Annotated in this window: 19 protein-coding genes; 7 read left to right on the top strand and 12 right to left on the bottom strand. The window is 55.4% G+C overall.

Annotated features, from left to right (window positions below; all coding sequences use genetic code 11):
- The 5 genes from IEV29_RS12945 to IEV29_RS12930 all read right to left on the bottom strand — a co-directional run bounded on the left by IEV29_RS12945 (window position 1) and on the right by IEV29_RS12930 (window position 5087).
- On the bottom strand, window positions 1-651 hold the full coding sequence (locus tag IEV29_RS12945; RefSeq protein WP_229726390.1) for a PA4824 family protein: 651 nt from the start codon (window positions 649-651) through the stop codon (window positions 1-3).
- Window positions 620-853 (bottom strand): hypothetical protein, encoded by a 234-nt coding sequence (locus IEV29_RS16230; protein ID WP_229726389.1) that lies wholly within the window; start codon window positions 851-853, stop codon window positions 620-622. Before IEV29_RS16230 ends, IEV29_RS12945 begins: the two co-directional genes overlap by 32 nt.
- Window positions 854-913: 60 nt before the next feature.
- Window positions 914-2131, bottom strand: coding sequence for a D-alanyl-D-alanine endopeptidase (pbpG, locus tag IEV29_RS12940; protein WP_188381696.1), 1218 nt, complete (start codon window positions 2129-2131; stop codon window positions 914-916).
- Window positions 2132-2346: 215 nt separating this feature from the next.
- Entirely contained in the window at window positions 2347-3192 is an 846-nt protein-coding gene (locus IEV29_RS12935) for a DMT family transporter (protein WP_373868142.1), read from the bottom strand.
- 215 nt (window positions 3193-3407) lie between these two features.
- Window positions 3408-5087: an ABC transporter permease gene (locus IEV29_RS12930; protein ID WP_188381694.1), complete on the bottom strand. Its 1680-nt coding sequence runs from the start codon at window positions 5085-5087 to the stop codon at window positions 3408-3410.
- Window positions 5088-5170: 83 nt separating this feature from the next.
- On the opposite strand from IEV29_RS12930, the gene IEV29_RS12925 reads away from it, so the two are divergent.
- Window positions 5171-6250 carry an ABC transporter ATP-binding protein gene (locus IEV29_RS12925; protein WP_188381693.1) on the top strand — a complete coding sequence of 360 codons (1080 nt, stop codon included), beginning with the start codon at window positions 5171-5173 and terminating at the stop codon, window positions 6248-6250.
- 17 nt (window positions 6251-6267) lie between these two features.
- Here the strand turns inward: IEV29_RS12925 and IEV29_RS12920 are convergent, their stop codons facing one another.
- Together IEV29_RS12920 and IEV29_RS12915 are read right to left on the bottom strand one after the other, a co-directional pair.
- Entirely contained in the window at window positions 6268-7068 is an 801-nt protein-coding gene (locus IEV29_RS12920; protein WP_188381692.1) for a competence/damage-inducible protein A, read from the bottom strand.
- Between the two features lie 53 nt (window positions 7069-7121).
- Window positions 7122-8003, bottom strand: a complete 882-nt coding sequence (locus IEV29_RS12915; protein ID WP_188381691.1) for an EI24 domain-containing protein — start codon at window positions 8001-8003, stop codon at window positions 7122-7124.
- A 231-nt stretch (window positions 8004-8234) separates the two neighbouring features.
- On the opposite strand from IEV29_RS12915, the gene IEV29_RS12910 reads away from it, so the two are divergent.
- Entirely contained in the window at window positions 8235-8588 is a 354-nt protein-coding gene (locus IEV29_RS12910; RefSeq protein WP_188381690.1) for an FKBP-type peptidyl-prolyl cis-trans isomerase, read from the top strand.
- A gap of 68 nt (window positions 8589-8656) precedes the next feature.
- On the top strand, window positions 8657-8911 hold the full coding sequence (locus IEV29_RS12905; RefSeq protein ID WP_188381689.1) for an acyl-CoA-binding protein: 255 nt from the start codon (window positions 8657-8659) through the stop codon (window positions 8909-8911).
- An 89-nt stretch (window positions 8912-9000) separates the two neighbouring features.
- Here IEV29_RS12905 and IEV29_RS12900 read toward each other — a convergent pair whose 3' ends face one another.
- Together IEV29_RS12900 and IEV29_RS12895 are read right to left on the bottom strand one after the other, a co-directional pair.
- Window positions 9001-9285 (bottom strand): polyhydroxyalkanoic acid system family protein, encoded by a 285-nt coding sequence (locus IEV29_RS12900; protein ID WP_188381688.1) that lies wholly within the window; start codon window positions 9283-9285, stop codon window positions 9001-9003.
- Between the two features lie 56 nt (window positions 9286-9341).
- A complete protein-coding gene (locus IEV29_RS12895) occupies window positions 9342-10319 on the bottom strand; it encodes a 2-hydroxyacid dehydrogenase (protein ID WP_188381687.1) in 978 nt (325 codons plus the stop codon).
- Window positions 10320-10652: 333 nt separating this feature from the next.
- Between IEV29_RS12895 and fdxA the strand changes: the two genes are divergently transcribed.
- The 3 genes from fdxA to nth all read left to right on the top strand — a co-directional run bounded on the left by fdxA (window position 10653) and on the right by nth (window position 12491).
- Window positions 10653-10976 carry a ferredoxin FdxA gene (fdxA, locus tag IEV29_RS12890; protein WP_188381686.1) on the top strand — a complete coding sequence of 108 codons (324 nt, stop codon included), beginning with the start codon at window positions 10653-10655 and terminating at the stop codon, window positions 10974-10976.
- A 172-nt stretch (window positions 10977-11148) separates the two neighbouring features.
- The gene (gene rsxB / locus IEV29_RS12885) at window positions 11149-11844 is read left to right on the top strand and encodes an electron transport complex subunit RsxB (protein ID WP_188381685.1); all 696 of its coding nucleotides are present in this window, start codon (window positions 11149-11151) and stop codon (window positions 11842-11844) included.
- On the top strand, window positions 11841-12491 hold the full coding sequence (gene nth / locus IEV29_RS12880) for an endonuclease III (RefSeq protein ID WP_188381684.1): 651 nt from the start codon (window positions 11841-11843) through the stop codon (window positions 12489-12491). Before rsxB ends, nth begins: the two co-directional genes overlap by 4 nt.
- A gap of 75 nt (window positions 12492-12566) precedes the next feature.
- Here nth and IEV29_RS12875 read toward each other — a convergent pair whose 3' ends face one another.
- The gene (locus tag IEV29_RS12875) at window positions 12567-13151 is read right to left on the bottom strand and encodes a malonic semialdehyde reductase (RefSeq protein WP_229726388.1); all 585 of its coding nucleotides are present in this window, start codon (window positions 13149-13151) and stop codon (window positions 12567-12569) included.
- Between the two features lie 167 nt (window positions 13152-13318).
- On the opposite strand from IEV29_RS12875, the gene IEV29_RS12870 reads away from it, so the two are divergent.
- Window positions 13319-13750 carry a DUF1841 family protein gene (locus IEV29_RS12870; protein ID WP_188381682.1) on the top strand — a complete coding sequence of 144 codons (432 nt, stop codon included), beginning with the start codon at window positions 13319-13321 and terminating at the stop codon, window positions 13748-13750.
- 90 nt (window positions 13751-13840) lie between these two features.
- Here IEV29_RS12870 and IEV29_RS12865 read toward each other — a convergent pair whose 3' ends face one another.
- Window positions 13841-14194, bottom strand: coding sequence for a c-type cytochrome (locus tag IEV29_RS12865; RefSeq protein ID WP_188381681.1), 354 nt, complete (start codon window positions 14192-14194; stop codon window positions 13841-13843).
- Between the two features lie 12 nt (window positions 14195-14206).
- Window positions 14207-14539: a c-type cytochrome gene (locus tag IEV29_RS12860; RefSeq protein WP_188381680.1), complete on the bottom strand. Its 333-nt coding sequence runs from the start codon at window positions 14537-14539 to the stop codon at window positions 14207-14209.
- Between the last annotated feature and the right edge of the window lie 70 nt (window positions 14540-14609).

Genomic DNA, 14609 nt, shown 5'->3' with positions numbered 1-14609 from the left:
TTATGGCAGAAACGGCAAGGACAATAAACGCAAGCCAATCGAGAACCAGCGTTCCTGCGAGCCGTCGTATCCAAAACGACTGCCGTAGGTAGCGTCGATCTGTACGCGATCCTGAATCAGCCAGCGACGTACGCCGAGCTGGTAGAACGGTCGCCCGCCTTGCTGACTGAAAGTTTCTCCAATCAACCAGGTCGATGGCGTCAGCTGCCATTCGCTACCAATACCCCATGTGCCGCGTTGCGTTCTCAACTCCCCATCGCGCAGCCAGCCCAGGTTGGCATGCACCAGCATGCGATCGTCACGAAAAGAAAAGGTCGCTGGTACGTAAGCGTAATAATCATTGGCAATGCGTCCAAGTCCGCGGTCATCGTGTCGCGTACCGCCTATAACCAATCCCCACCCCCAGTCATTTTCTTCGAGCTGGCGAAACAAGGTTTTGCCCTGCACGACCATGTCGGTGGTACTGCGTGTGTCTGGTGAGCGTGTATGACCGGTGCCTATTGCCAGTTCCAGATTACCGCTGAAGTTACATGCAGGCAGTGCCCAGAACTCATCATTCCCGCGATTATGCTGCGTCCAGCTTTCCAACTGACAGGCCTTGGGATCCACCACACGCGCATCATCCGTCACCATCGGGCGCGCTGCATGCACCGTGGTACTCGCCAGCATCAGTGCAAGGCAAGCGAAGCATGGCGACAAGGGAAAAAAGCGGGAAAAATACTGCATACAGGATGAAGCCTGGCGAAAAGATAAACGGCACAAACAGAAGCGGAGTGGCTGCGATTGTACGCAAGCGAAAGGAGAACTCAAACGCCTTCAGGGCGAAAGCAGAAAAGCGTTTGATCTTGTCCACGCGTCATCGGCGTGTCATGAAATTCTGCAACCATCCGAGATGGCTTGCAGAGAAAAAGCATCAGCTTTCGATGGTACGTACCTTGCGACTGGCGTTTTGCGGCTGCGTTTCTTCCAGCCATTTACGGATGCGTTGTGCATCGCCCAGACGCGAGTACTTGCCCTTTGAGTCGAGGAAGATCATCACGATCTGACGACCATTGATGCTGGCTTGCATGACCAGGCAACGGCCAGCTTCCGAGATATAGCCGGTCTTTTGCAGGCCGATTTCCCAGTCGGGATTGTTGACCAGACGATTGGAGTTGGCGTACTGCAGCGAATGACCACCCGGTTCGACCACATACTTGGTATCGGTCGAATACTGGCACAGCACGGGATGATGCGAAGCAGCCGCAACCAGCTTGGCCAGATCACGCGCCGTCGCGACATTACTGCTGGACAGGCCGGTCGAATCGACATAATGCGTACCGCTCATGCCCAACTCTTTTGCCTTGGCATTCATGGCCGCGACAAAGGCTTTGATGCCGCCCGGATAGTGACGACCCAATGCCGACGCCGCGCGGTTCTCCGAACTCATCAGGGCAATGTGCAACATGTTGGCGCGCGACAGCCGCGAACCGACACGCAGACGCGAGGAGCTGTTTTTCTCGCGATCAATGTCTTCGCTGGTGACTTCCAGCATTTCGTGCATGTCTTGACGTGACTCGACGACCACCAATGCCGTCATCAGCTTGGTGATCGAGGCAATCGGCAATGTCACGTTGGCATTTTTTTCAAACAGGACGTCCGAACTTGACTGATCCATCACCAGTGCCACATTCGATGCCAGTGCCAGCGGGTCGCGCGTCAGATTCAGGCCAGCCAGATCGCCTGCGGTCATCACAGGCGGTACGATAGGCACCGCCGGCTTGGCGACGCGATCATAAACGGTCTGCTTTTTACCATTGACGACAACCGATTTCTTGACCAGCTTTTCCTTGCTGTTCAGAGAGGCGGTTTGTGAGGACTTGGACTTGCCGGAAGCGGCGGTCTTTTGTGCATTGCTCTTGCTGGCTTTGCTGGAAGCGGTCTTGCTGGCAACCGGCTTTTTGCTGCTGGCAGCGGTTTTGGAAGAGGTCTTGCTGGAGGAGGCAGTTTTTGTCGTAGCGGCAGTGCTTTTCTTGGCGGTCGGGCTGGCGGTCGTTTTCTTGGAGGACGTCGTTTTTGCATCCTTGGCGTGCGCAGCCGGTACAAAAGCGATCATCAACGAAAAAAACATGCCTAGCGCAGACTTAAGCATCAGCGGCTCCCCAAAATCGGTGTACAAAATTGCTTGCAGTTTAGCAAACTCGCAAAAATACGCAAGAAAATTAAATAGTTAGCGTTAGTCATTAAACTATTTTCTAACTAACAATATTTGCTTTTCACCTAAACAGTGCGCGCTTTGGCACGCATCATCCTGCAAATGTAATTTCCTTTGAGCAATTTTCAGACCATTGTTTGACGTGCGCCTGCCTACTTGCGCACAACAAATGCCACTCCGGCAATCGCGAGCAACATTCCGAGCACCCCGATCATGCTGAAGGTTTCACCAAACATCAGCCATGCCATGATGGCCGTGGTCGGCGGTGTCAGATAAAGCAGGCTGGTCACTTGCGTGGCAGCGCTACGGCGGATCAGCGCAAACAACAGGAAGATTGCGCCAATCGACAACGCCAATACCGACCATGCCCATGCACCGATGAACTGCGGTGTCCATTGCACATCCGCAAACGCCGGCGTCCAGCCTTCAAACCAGATCGCCAGTGGCAGCACCACCAGCAAAGACGCCACATACTGAATCAGCGTACCGCTACGCAAATCGAACTGCGGGCAATGATGCTTTTGGTAGAGCGTGCCCACGGTAATGCAGAACAAGGCGATCAGACACCAGACGATGCTTTGCCACGTCAACCCGATCAGCGAGACCTTGTTGGCGACCACCAACGCCACGCCGGACAAGCCGAGGACCAGACCGATCCATTGCCGGCCGCGTACGCGTTCGCCGATCAGCGGTGCCGCAAAAGCAGTCAGAACCGGCTGCATCCCCACGATCAGCGCCGAGAGGCCCGCCGGCATCCCCAGTTTGATTGCGCACCAGACGCCTGCCAGATAACCGGCCTGCACGAGTACACCAGCCACGGCGATATGCCCGACCTTGCCATGCGGCCACGGCGCGCGCATGAACAGCACGAGCGGCAACAAAATGATGGCGACACCCAGAAAGCGCAGCATCAGAAAAGTCAGCGGCGGCGCATAGGGCAAACCATACTTGGCGGCGATAAAGCCGGTACTCCAGATCAGAACAAAGAGGAACGGCATCGCAGCGAGGCCGACCTGAGCTGACCAGTCAGTCGAAACGCCGGAAGAGGAAGAAGATTTGTCAGTCATTTGCAATTGTGGCACCACAGTCCACATGCGAAAAATGCATGCGGGACGCGCAGTATGCCTGTTCGCTGACTATTTTTCTTTGAGATTTTTTCACGCCGCATGCGACGCATGAATAATGTTCATCCGCGGCTGCCGCGATGCCCGGATCAGGATCGCAGTTTGTTTGAAGCAATCGCACGTGCCAGCACCATCACCGGCACCATGGCGATCAGCACAATAGTGAATGCGGGCAACGCCGCTTCGCCCAACCGCTCATCGGAAGCCAGTTGATGCGTGATCACTGCCAGCGTATCGAAATTGAAAGGCCGGATCGTCAGTGTCGCCGGCAACTCCTTCACCACATCGACAAAGACCAGCAGGCCTGCGGTCAACACACTACGCCATAACAATGGCGCATGCACACGCATCAGCATCGACGCCGGCCCATGCCCGAGACTGCGTGCACTGGCATCCATGGAGGGCGTGATCTTGAGCAAACCCGCCTGCACACTTTGCAGCGATACAGCAAGGAAGCGCACCAGATAGGCGTAGATCAGGGCAATCACGCTGCCGCTCAACACCAGCGCCACACCATGCTCGCTGCTCCACTGATCCATGCGCGCAATCGGGATCAGAATCCCCACTGCAATCACGGCCCCGGGAATGGCATAACCCATGCCAACAATCCGATTGCAGATGCGCTGTGCCGTTCCACCTGCAATTCGCGCCGCGTAGGCAATCACGACACAAATGATCACAGCAATCACTGCAGTCACGCCTCCCAGCAGAATCGTGTTGCGCAACCACTCGACGTAACGTGCCGAGATCACAATCGTTTCCGCGTCGATCAGCAAGTGCACCAGAATCAGCAACGGCGTCACAAAGCCGATCAGGATCGGCAACGCGCAAAACAGTCCTGCACCCACTGCATGCCTGCCACGTAACACCGCGCGTGGCTGCACCACGCTGCGCGCACCCACTGCGTAATAGCGTGCGCGCCCGCGACTTTTCTGTTCGAGAAACATCAGCAGCATCACCGTCAGCAACAACACACCGGCGATCTGTGCTGCAGCCGTGCGATCCGAGAAGATGTACCAGGATTTATAAATGCCGGTTGTGAGCGTCTGAACGCCAAAGTAACTGACCGCGCCGTAATCCGCCAGCGTCTCCATCAGCGCCAGCGCAATGCCTGCCGCCGCAGCCGGACGTGCCAGCGGCAAGCTCACCTGCATGAAGGCACGCCATGGGCCAGCACCCAGCGTACGCGCGGCATCCCACATGCGCGGACTGCGTTCCAGGAACGCGTTACGCACGATCAGATACACATACGGATAAAGAATGAAGGCAAACAGAATCCCTGCGCCTGATACCGACCGTACCTCGGGAAACCAGTAACTGCTGCGTCCCTGCCAACCAAACAGTTCACGCAAACCGCTCTGGATCGGCCCCGTGAACTGCAGGAAATCGGTGTAGGCGTAAGCAACCACATACGCCGGCATTGCCAGCGGCAGAATCAATGCCCATTCGAACAGTTTTCGCCCCGGAAAATCAAAGACCGCAACCAGCCACGCACACCCGATCCCGATCACAGCCGTCAGCACGGTGACGATCAATGCAATCGTGAGGCTATTCAGGATGTATTCCGGCAAAACGGTTTGCCACAGATGCGTAAACGTCTGCGCCTCCGCATCGGCCACGACAAACAGATTCGACAACACACCGATAATCGGCAGCGCAACGAGTGCAGCAATCAGCAAGGAAAGCAGCAACAAAGGATGGGCGCGCCCACCGTACAGAAACGGCCGACTCCGCTCACGAGAGCGAGCAACAACAGTGGGATCGGGCATGAATCGAGACGAGACGTGAAAGAGGAAACGAGAATTATAATCACTTTGCCTCTATACTCTGCGCAATCTCATTCGGAGCCTGCATGTCGTCTGTATCTCAAACGCCCCATCTGCATGTTGAAACGATCCGTGTCGGCTATCGCACAAGCCGTGAAATGCACGAGATCGTGCATGGATTATCGTTCTCGCTGGCACGTGGCGAAATCGGTTGCCTGCTCGGGCAGTCGGGCTGTGGCAAAACCACGGTATTGCGCGCCATTGCCGGTTTTGAAGGGCTGATCGATGGGCGTATCACACTGGGCGGACGTGAGCTGAGCAACGCGCAGAAAACAGCCGCACCGGAGACCAGACAGATTGGTGTCGTGTTTCAGGATTACGCCCTGTTCCCGCATCTGTCGATTGCCGACAACGTCGGCTTTGGCCTGCGCAAGTTATCCACGACTGACCGCAACAAGCAAGTCGACAAGCTGCTGCAACTGGTCGGTCTGTCTGCACATGGCAAAAAATTTCCGCATGAGTTATCGGGTGGTCAGCAGCAACGCGTGGCGCTCGCGCGCGCACTGGCACCACAACCCGATCTGCTGTTGCTGGATGAACCGTTTTCCAATCTGGATGTCGATTTGCGCGAGCGCCTTGCGACCGAAGTACGCGACATTCTGAAGGAAGTTGGCACCACCGCTATTCTGGTGACACATGATCAGCACGAAGCCTTTGCCATTGCCGATCGTATCGGCGTCATGCATGACGGCATGATCGTTCAGTGGGACGACGCTTATAACCTCTATCATCGTCCAACGACACGGTTTGTGGCGGACTTCATCGGACTGGGTGTCTTCGCGCCGGGAATCGTGGATGCAGACAGTAACCAGGTGCGTATCGAACTTGGCAATCTGCCACTAACTCAGCCCGATTTCCTGCCGGGCAATGCGCGTGTCGATGTATTGCTGCGCGCCGATGACGTGATTCATGACGATGCGAGCACGATGTCAGCAAAGGTGATTCGCAAGGCATTTCGCGGCGCCGAATTTCTGTACACACTGCGACTCGCCAGCGGCCAACAACTGCTGGCGCTGGTACCGTCGCATCACGATCATGCGATTGGCGAATATATCGGTATCCGTCTCGATGCTGCGCATGTGGTGAGCTTTCCGCGCGCCGACTAGCTCCACATACCGGACACTCAAGTCGGCGTGAACTCTTCCCCGCGCTTTGTCAGCTCGGCCTTCAAGCGTTCAAAGGCCGGCGCAACCGATTCAGGCGGCCCCTTCACACCCAGTTCGATATGCCGACGCGTGTTGGCATCCCCGACGCTAGGCAAACTGAAAACCTTGACTGGCGCATAATCGTGCTCGATCTGTTCCATCATGGGTGTCAACGCTGATTCCATCGCTTCGAATACCAGCACGGATTGTTCGGTACTGGGCTGCTGATGAAACAGATGCGCGTAATGCGTATCCAGCAACCATTCGATCATCGGCCATGCCATCACCGGAAAACCCGGCATGAAGTAATGCGCGCCGCCTTTACCATGACGAATCGAAAAGCCGGGAATCTTGTTGTACGGATTGGGAATGATGTCGGCGCCTTGCGGAAACTCGCCCATCTTCAGGCGATGCAGATTCTCCGGCTTGTTCAGGTCAAACGGCACGCCCGCTTCGCGCGCCATGTCCAGCATGCGCTCCTGAATTTTCTGCTTTGCCTCCGGATGCAGCACCAGCGGCACATCCAGTGCAGCCGCCGCGCATTGCCGCGTGTGATCATCCGGCGTCGCACCAATGCCGCCGCAACTGAACACCACATCGTCACTGCTGAAAGATCGTTTCAGTGTCGCGGTAATGCGCGCACGATCATCCCCGACGTATTCCGCCCAGCCGAGCGACAAACCGCGTGCAGCCAGCAACTCCACTACCTTTGGAAAATGCTTGTCGGCACGTTTACCCGACAGAATCTCGTCGCCGATGATGATGAGTCCGAATGCCATAGGTGATCCTAATCAGGGCAGCAAAGCTTGCATGGCTGCGTCAGTACGAACCTTCATGCAGAAGGCGTGGTGGGCGAAGGTGGTTCTGCAATCTCCGGCAGATCTAGCAGCGGCATCACATCTTTCGGTCCGGCATCACCATGCTCGACGCGATAGGTCGCCAATGCCTGCAAGACGTAATGCTGAAACCACAAACCCGTGAAAACGAACACCAGCACATACAGCCAGATCGCACCGGTTGCAAACACCGGCAGAAAAAACAGGAACACGGCACCGCCCAGCCACAGCAGCATCGGTGCCGCGCCCAGCAAGGTGGCCAGCGTACCGATGCAGAGCAAAGGCCAGCGATGCTGTTTGAGAATCGCCTTGCGCTCTTCCGCATCCGCATAGTCAGCAAGCGCGTCATACGCCATCACGCGATACGTGACCCAGCCCCACAACAAGGCTTGCGCAACGAACATGAAGGGAATGATGAGTGACAGTGGCAACGATACCAGCCACAGCACGAGAAAAATCAGGAATGAAGAAACCGAAGTCCACAGGCTGCCGAAAAAACTGCCGCCTTTACGCTGCTCCAGTCCCTTGTAATGACGCCCGCCGACATGACGCACAATAAACGGCATCGCAATCACGCCGACAAAGATCAGCGCCGTAAAGATCATCAGCGGCAACAGGATCCACATCGAAATCAGCGGCACCACCACCGTCTTGAGCGTTGCCAGCCCCAGCCAGGTCAGTACATTGCTTGCGGTGGTGAAGCCATCATTCTCGAGAAAGAAGGCCTGGGTCCAGTCCATCATGGCATTGAGACAGAACCACAGCACGACGCCCCAGATCAGCATCGACAGAACAAATGGCACGACCGTCAGCAGCAGCATGCGTATATGCAACTGACTGACAACCGCCCGCCCGAAGGCAACCAAGATTGCTTGCATCAAACCTTCCTGTTTTTCCTGTAAGGATTGCGGCCACATGCCATAAAGCGCTGGCAGCCAGCACGCATTTTACCGCGCCGCCTTATCTCATGCCGACGCCTGCCGGTCTTTGGCCAGGCGTGAACCTATGCCGTCCCGATGCGGTCTGCCTGTTATCCGCACCAGCGGAAGCCGGCGCGTACCTGATACAATCGCTGGCACTTTCTGACAATCATTTATCAAGGGAAAAACATGTCCACTACCACTTCCTCCGGTCTGCAATACGAAGACAAAGTCGTCGGCGAAGGTGCCGAAGCCACTGCGGGCGCGCACGTGACCGTGCACTACACCGGCTGGCTGCAAAATCCGGACGGCAGCGCTGGCGCCAAGTTCGATTCGAGCAAGGACCGTAACGATCCCTTCCGCTTCCCGCTCGGCGCCGGTCATGTGATCAAAGGCTGGGATGAAGGCGTGCAAGGCATGAAAATCGGCGGTACCCGCGTGTTGACCATTCCATCCTCGCTGGGTTACGGCGCACGTGGCGCAGGCGGCGTGATTCCACCAAACGCAACGCTGATTTTCGAAGTCGAACTGCTCGGCGTTTAATTCGCGCCTTCAATCAAAAACCGCACATTACCGTTGTTTCTTCCCGCCAACCAATCCGAGGAGAAATCATGAGTCTGCAGCAAGAATTTGAACAAGCCGTCGCCGATTCCAAAACGCTCCCGCAGCGTCCTGACAATCTGACCTTGCTGAAAATCTATGCACTATTCAAGCAAGCCAGCAGCGGTAATGTCGAAGGCGAGCAACCCGCCATGACCGACTTTGTGGCGCGTGCCAAATGGGATGCCTGGAACAATCTGAAAGATCTGTCGGCCGATGATGCCAAGCAGCAGTACATCGATCTGATTACAGACCTCAAAGGCTGAGTTGTCTTCACCAAAAAAATCCCCGCGCTGGCATCTGCCACGCGGGGATTTTTTATTGCAGAACGTTGGGCAAATGCGTTCGGCAACAATCAGGCGGTCGTACCAAAAAACTTGTCCATATTGCGCGCGATCTTTTCTTCCAGCGTGGACGAGAATGCCTTGAACAGAAAGTCCAGATTCACATCGACCTGAGCTTCATTCTCGCGCAAGGCCAGCGTGCCGGATACCCCGCTACGCTTGAATGCCAGCACATCGCCCTGCCACTGCGTACTCATATCGAATTCATTGACCATGCGATCGGCAATCTGTTGTGCCGCGTTGCGTGCCTGTTCCAGAGGAAGCTGATGCGCACGCTTGATACTGATGTCTGCCATTTGTACTACGTTCCCTTTACTGTTTGAGCGCGTCCGATTAACGCTATTTAACGCTATTACTTGAATGTATCTCCGTTGATCAGATTGGGGGGACGCTGTCCCGACAGCGCTGCCACCAGATTCGCCGATGCACAATCCGCCATGGCGCGACGGGTTTTTTCCGAGCCGCTGCCGATGTGCGGCGTCAGTACCACGTTGGGCAAGGTCAGAAAATCCGGATGCAGCGCTGGTTCATTTTCGAAGACATCCAGACCGGCAGACGCAATCCGCTTTTCGCGCAAGGCCGCGATCAGCGCTACGTCATCAACGATGCCGCCACGCGCGATGTTGACCAGTGTCGCGGTCGGCTTCATCAACGCCAGTTCTGCAGCGCCGATGATGTGATGGGTTTCCGCCGAATACGGCAACACCAGAATCAGGTGATCGGCGGTACGCAGCAATTCTTCCTTGCTGACGTAACGCGCATTGTTGGCCTGCGCCTCCTGCTCTGGCGTCAGGCGGCTGCGATTGTGATACACCACCTTCATGTCGAAACCCATCGAGCGGCGCGCAATCGCCTGCCCGATGCGTCCCATGCCGAGAATACCCAGTGTGGCACCGTGTACATCCGCACCGAGGAATTGATCAAAACGCCAGTTCTTCCACAAACCGGCGCGCAGATAATGCTCGGACTCTGACACGCGGCGCGCATTTGCCATCAACAATGTCCATGCATAGTCTGCAGTCGTCTGGTTCAACACATCCGGCGTGTTCGTCACCATGATGCCCGCCTTGGTTGCTGCCTGCACATCGATGTTGTTGTACCCGACCGCGACGTTACAGATCGCTTTAAGGTGCGTGTTCGCAGCGATTACATCCGCAGACATTTTTTCGCTGCTGGTGATCACGATGGCATCCTTGCCTTGCATCTTGCGATGCAATTCTTCGGCAGAAAAAATCTTGTCGTCCTGATTCGATTCGACCTCAAACTGCTGTTCCAGACGATCCAGCACATCCGGAAAAGTGGCGCGTGCAACCAGAACCTTGGATTTCATCAATGTCTCCTCAGACTGTGAGCTGTGTGGGGGAAAACAACGGCATTTTTGTTTTTATTGCGACGCAGCGCAAGAATGAACGTGCGGTATCGGTCCACCATTCTATCGCAGCTCTCTGTGGCGCATTGCCAGCCCGCAATGGTCGCCCCTCTTTGTTCGAAAATCTTATTTGCTTATGCAAAATCCATATAACTCGCATTTGTGGGAAAGTGCGATTTGCCTTAAAATGCGATGTTCTGCGGCTGTCCGGCGCGATCTCTTGCTATTCCAGCACTTCGCTTCTCCCATACTGCCCGCCAGGTTTTTCAAAATAATCAACAGTTAGGACTTGGTATGACCCACGTTGTTGCCGACTCATGCATCCTTTGCCGTTATACGGATTGCGTGGACGTCTGTCCGGTGGACTGCTTCCGTGAAGGCCCGAATTTCCTCGTGATCGACCCGGACGAGTGCATTGATTGCGCCGTCTGCGTGGCCGAATGCCCAGCTGCCGCAATCTTTGCCGAAGAAGATTTGCCAGCCGATCAGCAAGAGTACATTGCCATCAATGCTGAACTCTCGCGCTCGTGGCCGTCGATCACCAAGACCAAGGCACCACTGCCTGACGCAGACGAATGGAAAGACAAGCCGAACAAGCTCCAGTATCTGGAACGCTGATTCACTACTCTGCTCTCTGAACGCCTCGCTGTTTTTACACGGGGCGTTTTTCATTTGCATGCCACAGATTGGAATGCCTCTCATTACGAATATCCGTACGGATTGCCGGTCTTGCTTGGCGTTGCATACTGGTTAAGACCATAATTCGCTCTTACGCCACGACCGCACCCGCATGACCGTGTCTTCCTCCGACAATCGCACGCTTGCCGATCGCCTTGAAGATCTGCTGCCCCAGACGCAATGTACAAAATGCGGCTATCCGGCTTGTCGTCCGTATGCGGAAGCCATGGCCGATGGCAGCGCGTCCTACAATCAATGCCCTCCGGGTGGTCAGGAAGGCATCATCCGTCTGGCCAATGTTCTGGGCAAACCTGTTATTCCCCTGAACGTTGTGCACGGCCAAGAGCGTCCTCGTCCGATTGCCGTCATCGACGAAAAAATCTGTATTGGTTGCACGCTTTGCATTCAGGCATGCCCTGTCGATGCCATCGTCGGTGCCGCCAAGCAGATGCACACCGTCGTATCCGAACTGTGCACCGGCTGCGATTTATGTGTTGCACCCTGCCCGGTCGACTGCATTGATATGGTTGAGGTCACGCCGGGCAGGACGGGTTGGGATGCGTGGTCGCAAGAACAGGCGGATGCGGCACGCGCACGGCACGACTTTCGCATCGAACGTCTCAAGCGCGAAAAGGAAGAAAACGATGCCCGCCTGGCTGCCAAGGCGGCAGCCAAACTCAAAACGCTCGAGAGCGAAGAAGTCTCGGACGCTGAAAAGGCCGAGCAGGATCGCAAGAAAGCCATCATCGCCGCGGCCATCGAACGTGCACGTCTGAAAAAAGAACAGGCGGAGAAAGACAAGCAATGAATGCCGACAAGCGACGCGAGATTTTTACGCGACTGCGTGCTGCCAATGAAAAGCCCACCACCGAACTCGAATACACCACGCCGTTCGAATTGCTGATCGCAGTGTTATTGTCTGCGCAGGCCACCGACGTTGGCGTCAACAAGGCCACCCGCAAGCTCTATCCGGTTGCCAATACACCCGCCAAGATTTTTGCGTTGGGTGTTGAAGGATTGATGCCCTACATTCAAACCATCGGTTTATATAAAACCAAGGCCAAGAACGTCATCGCGACGTGTCAGATTCTGCTTGAGCAACATGGCGGCGAAGTCCCCCGCACGCGTGAAGCACTCGAAGCCCTGCCCGGCGTCGGCCGCAAGACTGCCAATGTCGTGCTTAATACCGCCTTCGGCGAGCCAACCATCGCGGTCGATACCCATATTTTCCGCGTCTCCAATCGCACCGGCATTGCGCCCGGCAAGAATGTCGATATCGTCGAACAGAAGCTACTGAAATTTGTCCCAGCGGAATTCAAGCTCGATGCGCATCACTGGCTGATCCTGCATGGCCGCTACACCTGTATCGCACGCAAGCCGCAGTGCTGGAACTGCATCATCGCCGATCTGTGCGAATACAAAGCCAAGACGCCGTTGCCTGCCAAAGGTGTCTAGGAATTAGATTCATCAATGAAAACAAAAACGACATGCCTTGGCATGTCGTTTTTTATTGCGCATCAAGTTGATCGCTTACAACACAATCGCACAAGCCGCATCAAACGTCAGACGTGGCAGACGTGGTTTGATCGCGGTGTGGTCGCCATAACCGATGCTGCACAGGAAGTTGGCCTTGACCTGGGTACCGACAAAGAAGGTTTCATTGACCTTGTCTGCGTCAAAGCCCGACATCGGGCCAACGTCCAGACCGATCGCGCGTGCGGCCAGAATGAAGTATCCGCCTTGCAATGACGAATTGCGGAAAGCGGTTTCTTCAGCCAGTGCCGGATTACCGTCCATCAGCGCCTGCACGTTGAACGGAGGATAGAGCTGCGGCATCTTGCGCGAGAACGCCATGTCCATGCCGATGATGGCAGTGATGGGGGCAGTTTTGACTTTCTCTACATTGCCGGCAGACACGCAGGCAGCGAGTTTTTCCTTGGCTTGTGGTGACTTGATGAAGGCAATGCGGGTGGGCGCGCTGTTGAAAGCGGTTGGGCACCATTTCATCAATTCATAGATTTCGCGCAGCTGACCATTGGTAACCGGCTTGTCGAGCCAGGCATGATTGGTATGGGCTTGGGTAAAAAGAGTCTCAAGTGCTTCCTGATTGACCATGGTCGATTCCATTCAAGTTTCAATACGCCGCGCTCGTGCATTTCTCATGCGGCAACAAACGGCTATGGTAGCGGAAACTGTCACTGCGAGCTTGGCCCGGGCAACGTACAATATCGGCTTGGCGGGCGATTTTGCCTATTGAGTGCTGGATTACTTGCTTCGAGACCATGTTTTTTACACCTTCCCAACACGACGTGCGTCGCTTCTTTTGCGAGACCTATCGCAAGACGACCGATAACGTCATTCTGACGCCGCTGGAAGCGATCGCGCGCGACTGGATCGTGCAGCATCCGGAATACGCCCCCGATTTTGAGAATGTGGAAGAAGCGATTGCGCGTGATTACTCGGTCGAGAATGGCCAGACCAATCCCTTCCTGCATTTGTCTATGCACTTATCGATCGCCGAACAGATTTCCATCGACCAGCCGCCGGGCATCCGTGCGGCATTCCAGAATCTGGCGCGTCGTCTGGATTCCGAACATGAGGCACATCATCGCATCATGGAGTGTCTGGGCCAGATGCTGTGGAAGTCGCAACGTACCAACTCGCCACCAGACGCTGCGGAATACATTGAATCCATCAATCGCATCGGCAGTTGAATCCGCACACTCTTTGTACGATTTGCTTCTAGCGAACAAAAAAGCCGCCTTCAAACGGGCGGCTTTTTATTTCCCAAAACGGAAAGCACTTTACTTCCGAAGCACTAACGTCCCCGGCAAGCTGTGCAGATAAGCAGCGATATTCTCGATATCCTGATTAGATAGCTTGCGTGCTTCCGGCACCATGATCGCGTTGGCGCGACCATTCGTGCCATCGCCGCCACGCTTGTACGCAATCAGCGCGTGCTTCAGGTAATCGCGATGCTGGCCTGCCAGATTGGGATAAGCCGGATCGATCGGTGTCTTGAAGTCGGCACCATGACATTGGGCGCAGTTGAACTTGGCGACGGCTGCCTTGCCCGCCTCGATCCGTTTGTCCGCATGGGCCGAAACCGAAACCAGCGCAGCCAGCGAGAACACACTCAGGGAAATGATTTTTTTCATGTCTGCGCTCCCTTATTTCTGATGTGAGTAATAGGCAGCGACATCGGCGATGTCCTGATCCGACATGCTCTCGGCTATGCCGCGCATGGTGGGATGCGAGCGCTCGCCCTTCTTGTATGCATTGAGGGCGTTGATGATGTACTTCTCGTTCTGCCCGCCGATCATGGGCACTTGATAAACCTCGGGGAAAGTTGCCTTGTAGCCGGGAATGCCGTGGCATCCGATGCACATCGCAACCTTGTTTGCCGCCGCCTTGGCATCGCCAACCACTTCTGCCGAGACTGCGAAATGCGGGGTACTCGCGAGTACGAGAATTGCAGTAAGAGATATAAGAGGTTTTTTCATGTTAGCCGTGGACAAGTTAGTCGAAGCTGCTGCATGAAGCTGTGCGACGGATGAAGATAAGGCGGTGTCG

The organism is Oxalicibacterium faecigallinarum, from assembly GCF_014635705.1.
Lineage (GTDB): Bacteria > Pseudomonadota > Gammaproteobacteria > Burkholderiales > Burkholderiaceae_D > Oxalicibacterium > Oxalicibacterium faecigallinarum.
The sequence above is the reverse complement of the archived record's forward strand: the minus strand, read 5'-3'. Positions and strand labels throughout refer to the sequence as shown.

Bases quoted from the DNA above. Each gene is read 5' to 3' on its own strand.
- IEV29_RS12870 (WP_188381682.1), top strand. From the start codon at position 13,319: ATGTTTTTTACACCTTCCCAACACGACGTGCGTCGCTTCTTTTGCGAG.
- IEV29_RS12865 (WP_188381681.1), bottom strand. From the start codon at position 14,194: ATGAAAAAAATCATTTCCCTGAGTGTGTTCTCGCTGGCTGCGCTGGTT.
- IEV29_RS12920 (WP_188381692.1), bottom strand. From the start codon at position 7,068: ATGGCATTCGGACTCATCATCATCGGCGACGAGATTCTGTCGGGTAAA.
- IEV29_RS12895 (WP_188381687.1), bottom strand. From the start codon at position 10,319: ATGAAATCCAAGGTTCTGGTTGCACGCGCCACTTTTCCGGATGTGCTG.
- IEV29_RS12875 (WP_229726388.1), bottom strand. From the start codon at position 13,151: ATGGTCAATCAGGAAGCACTTGAGACTCTTTTTACCCAAGCCCATACC.
- IEV29_RS12935 (WP_373868142.1), bottom strand. From the start codon at position 3,192: ATGCCGTTCCTCTTTGTTCTGATCTGGAGTACCGGCTTTATCGCCGCC.
- IEV29_RS12905 (WP_188381689.1), top strand. From the start codon at position 8,657: ATGAGTCTGCAGCAAGAATTTGAACAAGCCGTCGCCGATTCCAAAACG.
- IEV29_RS12910 (WP_188381690.1), top strand. From the start codon at position 8,235: ATGTCCACTACCACTTCCTCCGGTCTGCAATACGAAGACAAAGTCGTC.
- IEV29_RS12900 (WP_188381688.1), bottom strand. From the start codon at position 9,285: ATGGCAGACATCAGTATCAAGCGTGCGCATCAGCTTCCTCTGGAACAG.
- pbpG (WP_188381696.1), bottom strand. From the start codon at position 2,131: ATGCTTAAGTCTGCGCTAGGCATGTTTTTTTCGTTGATGATCGCTTTT.
- IEV29_RS12925 (WP_188381693.1), top strand. From the start codon at position 5,171: ATGTCGTCTGTATCTCAAACGCCCCATCTGCATGTTGAAACGATCCGT.
- fdxA (WP_188381686.1), top strand. From the start codon at position 10,653: ATGACCCACGTTGTTGCCGACTCATGCATCCTTTGCCGTTATACGGAT.
- rsxB (WP_188381685.1), top strand. From the start codon at position 11,149: ATGACCGTGTCTTCCTCCGACAATCGCACGCTTGCCGATCGCCTTGAA.
- IEV29_RS12860 (WP_188381680.1), bottom strand. From the start codon at position 14,539: ATGAAAAAACCTCTTATATCTCTTACTGCAATTCTCGTACTCGCGAGT.
- IEV29_RS12930 (WP_188381694.1), bottom strand. From the start codon at position 5,087: ATGCCCGATCCCACTGTTGTTGCTCGCTCTCGTGAGCGGAGTCGGCCG.
- IEV29_RS12915 (WP_188381691.1), bottom strand. From the start codon at position 8,003: ATGCAAGCAATCTTGGTTGCCTTCGGGCGGGCGGTTGTCAGTCAGTTG.
- nth (WP_188381684.1), top strand. From the start codon at position 11,841: ATGAATGCCGACAAGCGACGCGAGATTTTTACGCGACTGCGTGCTGCC.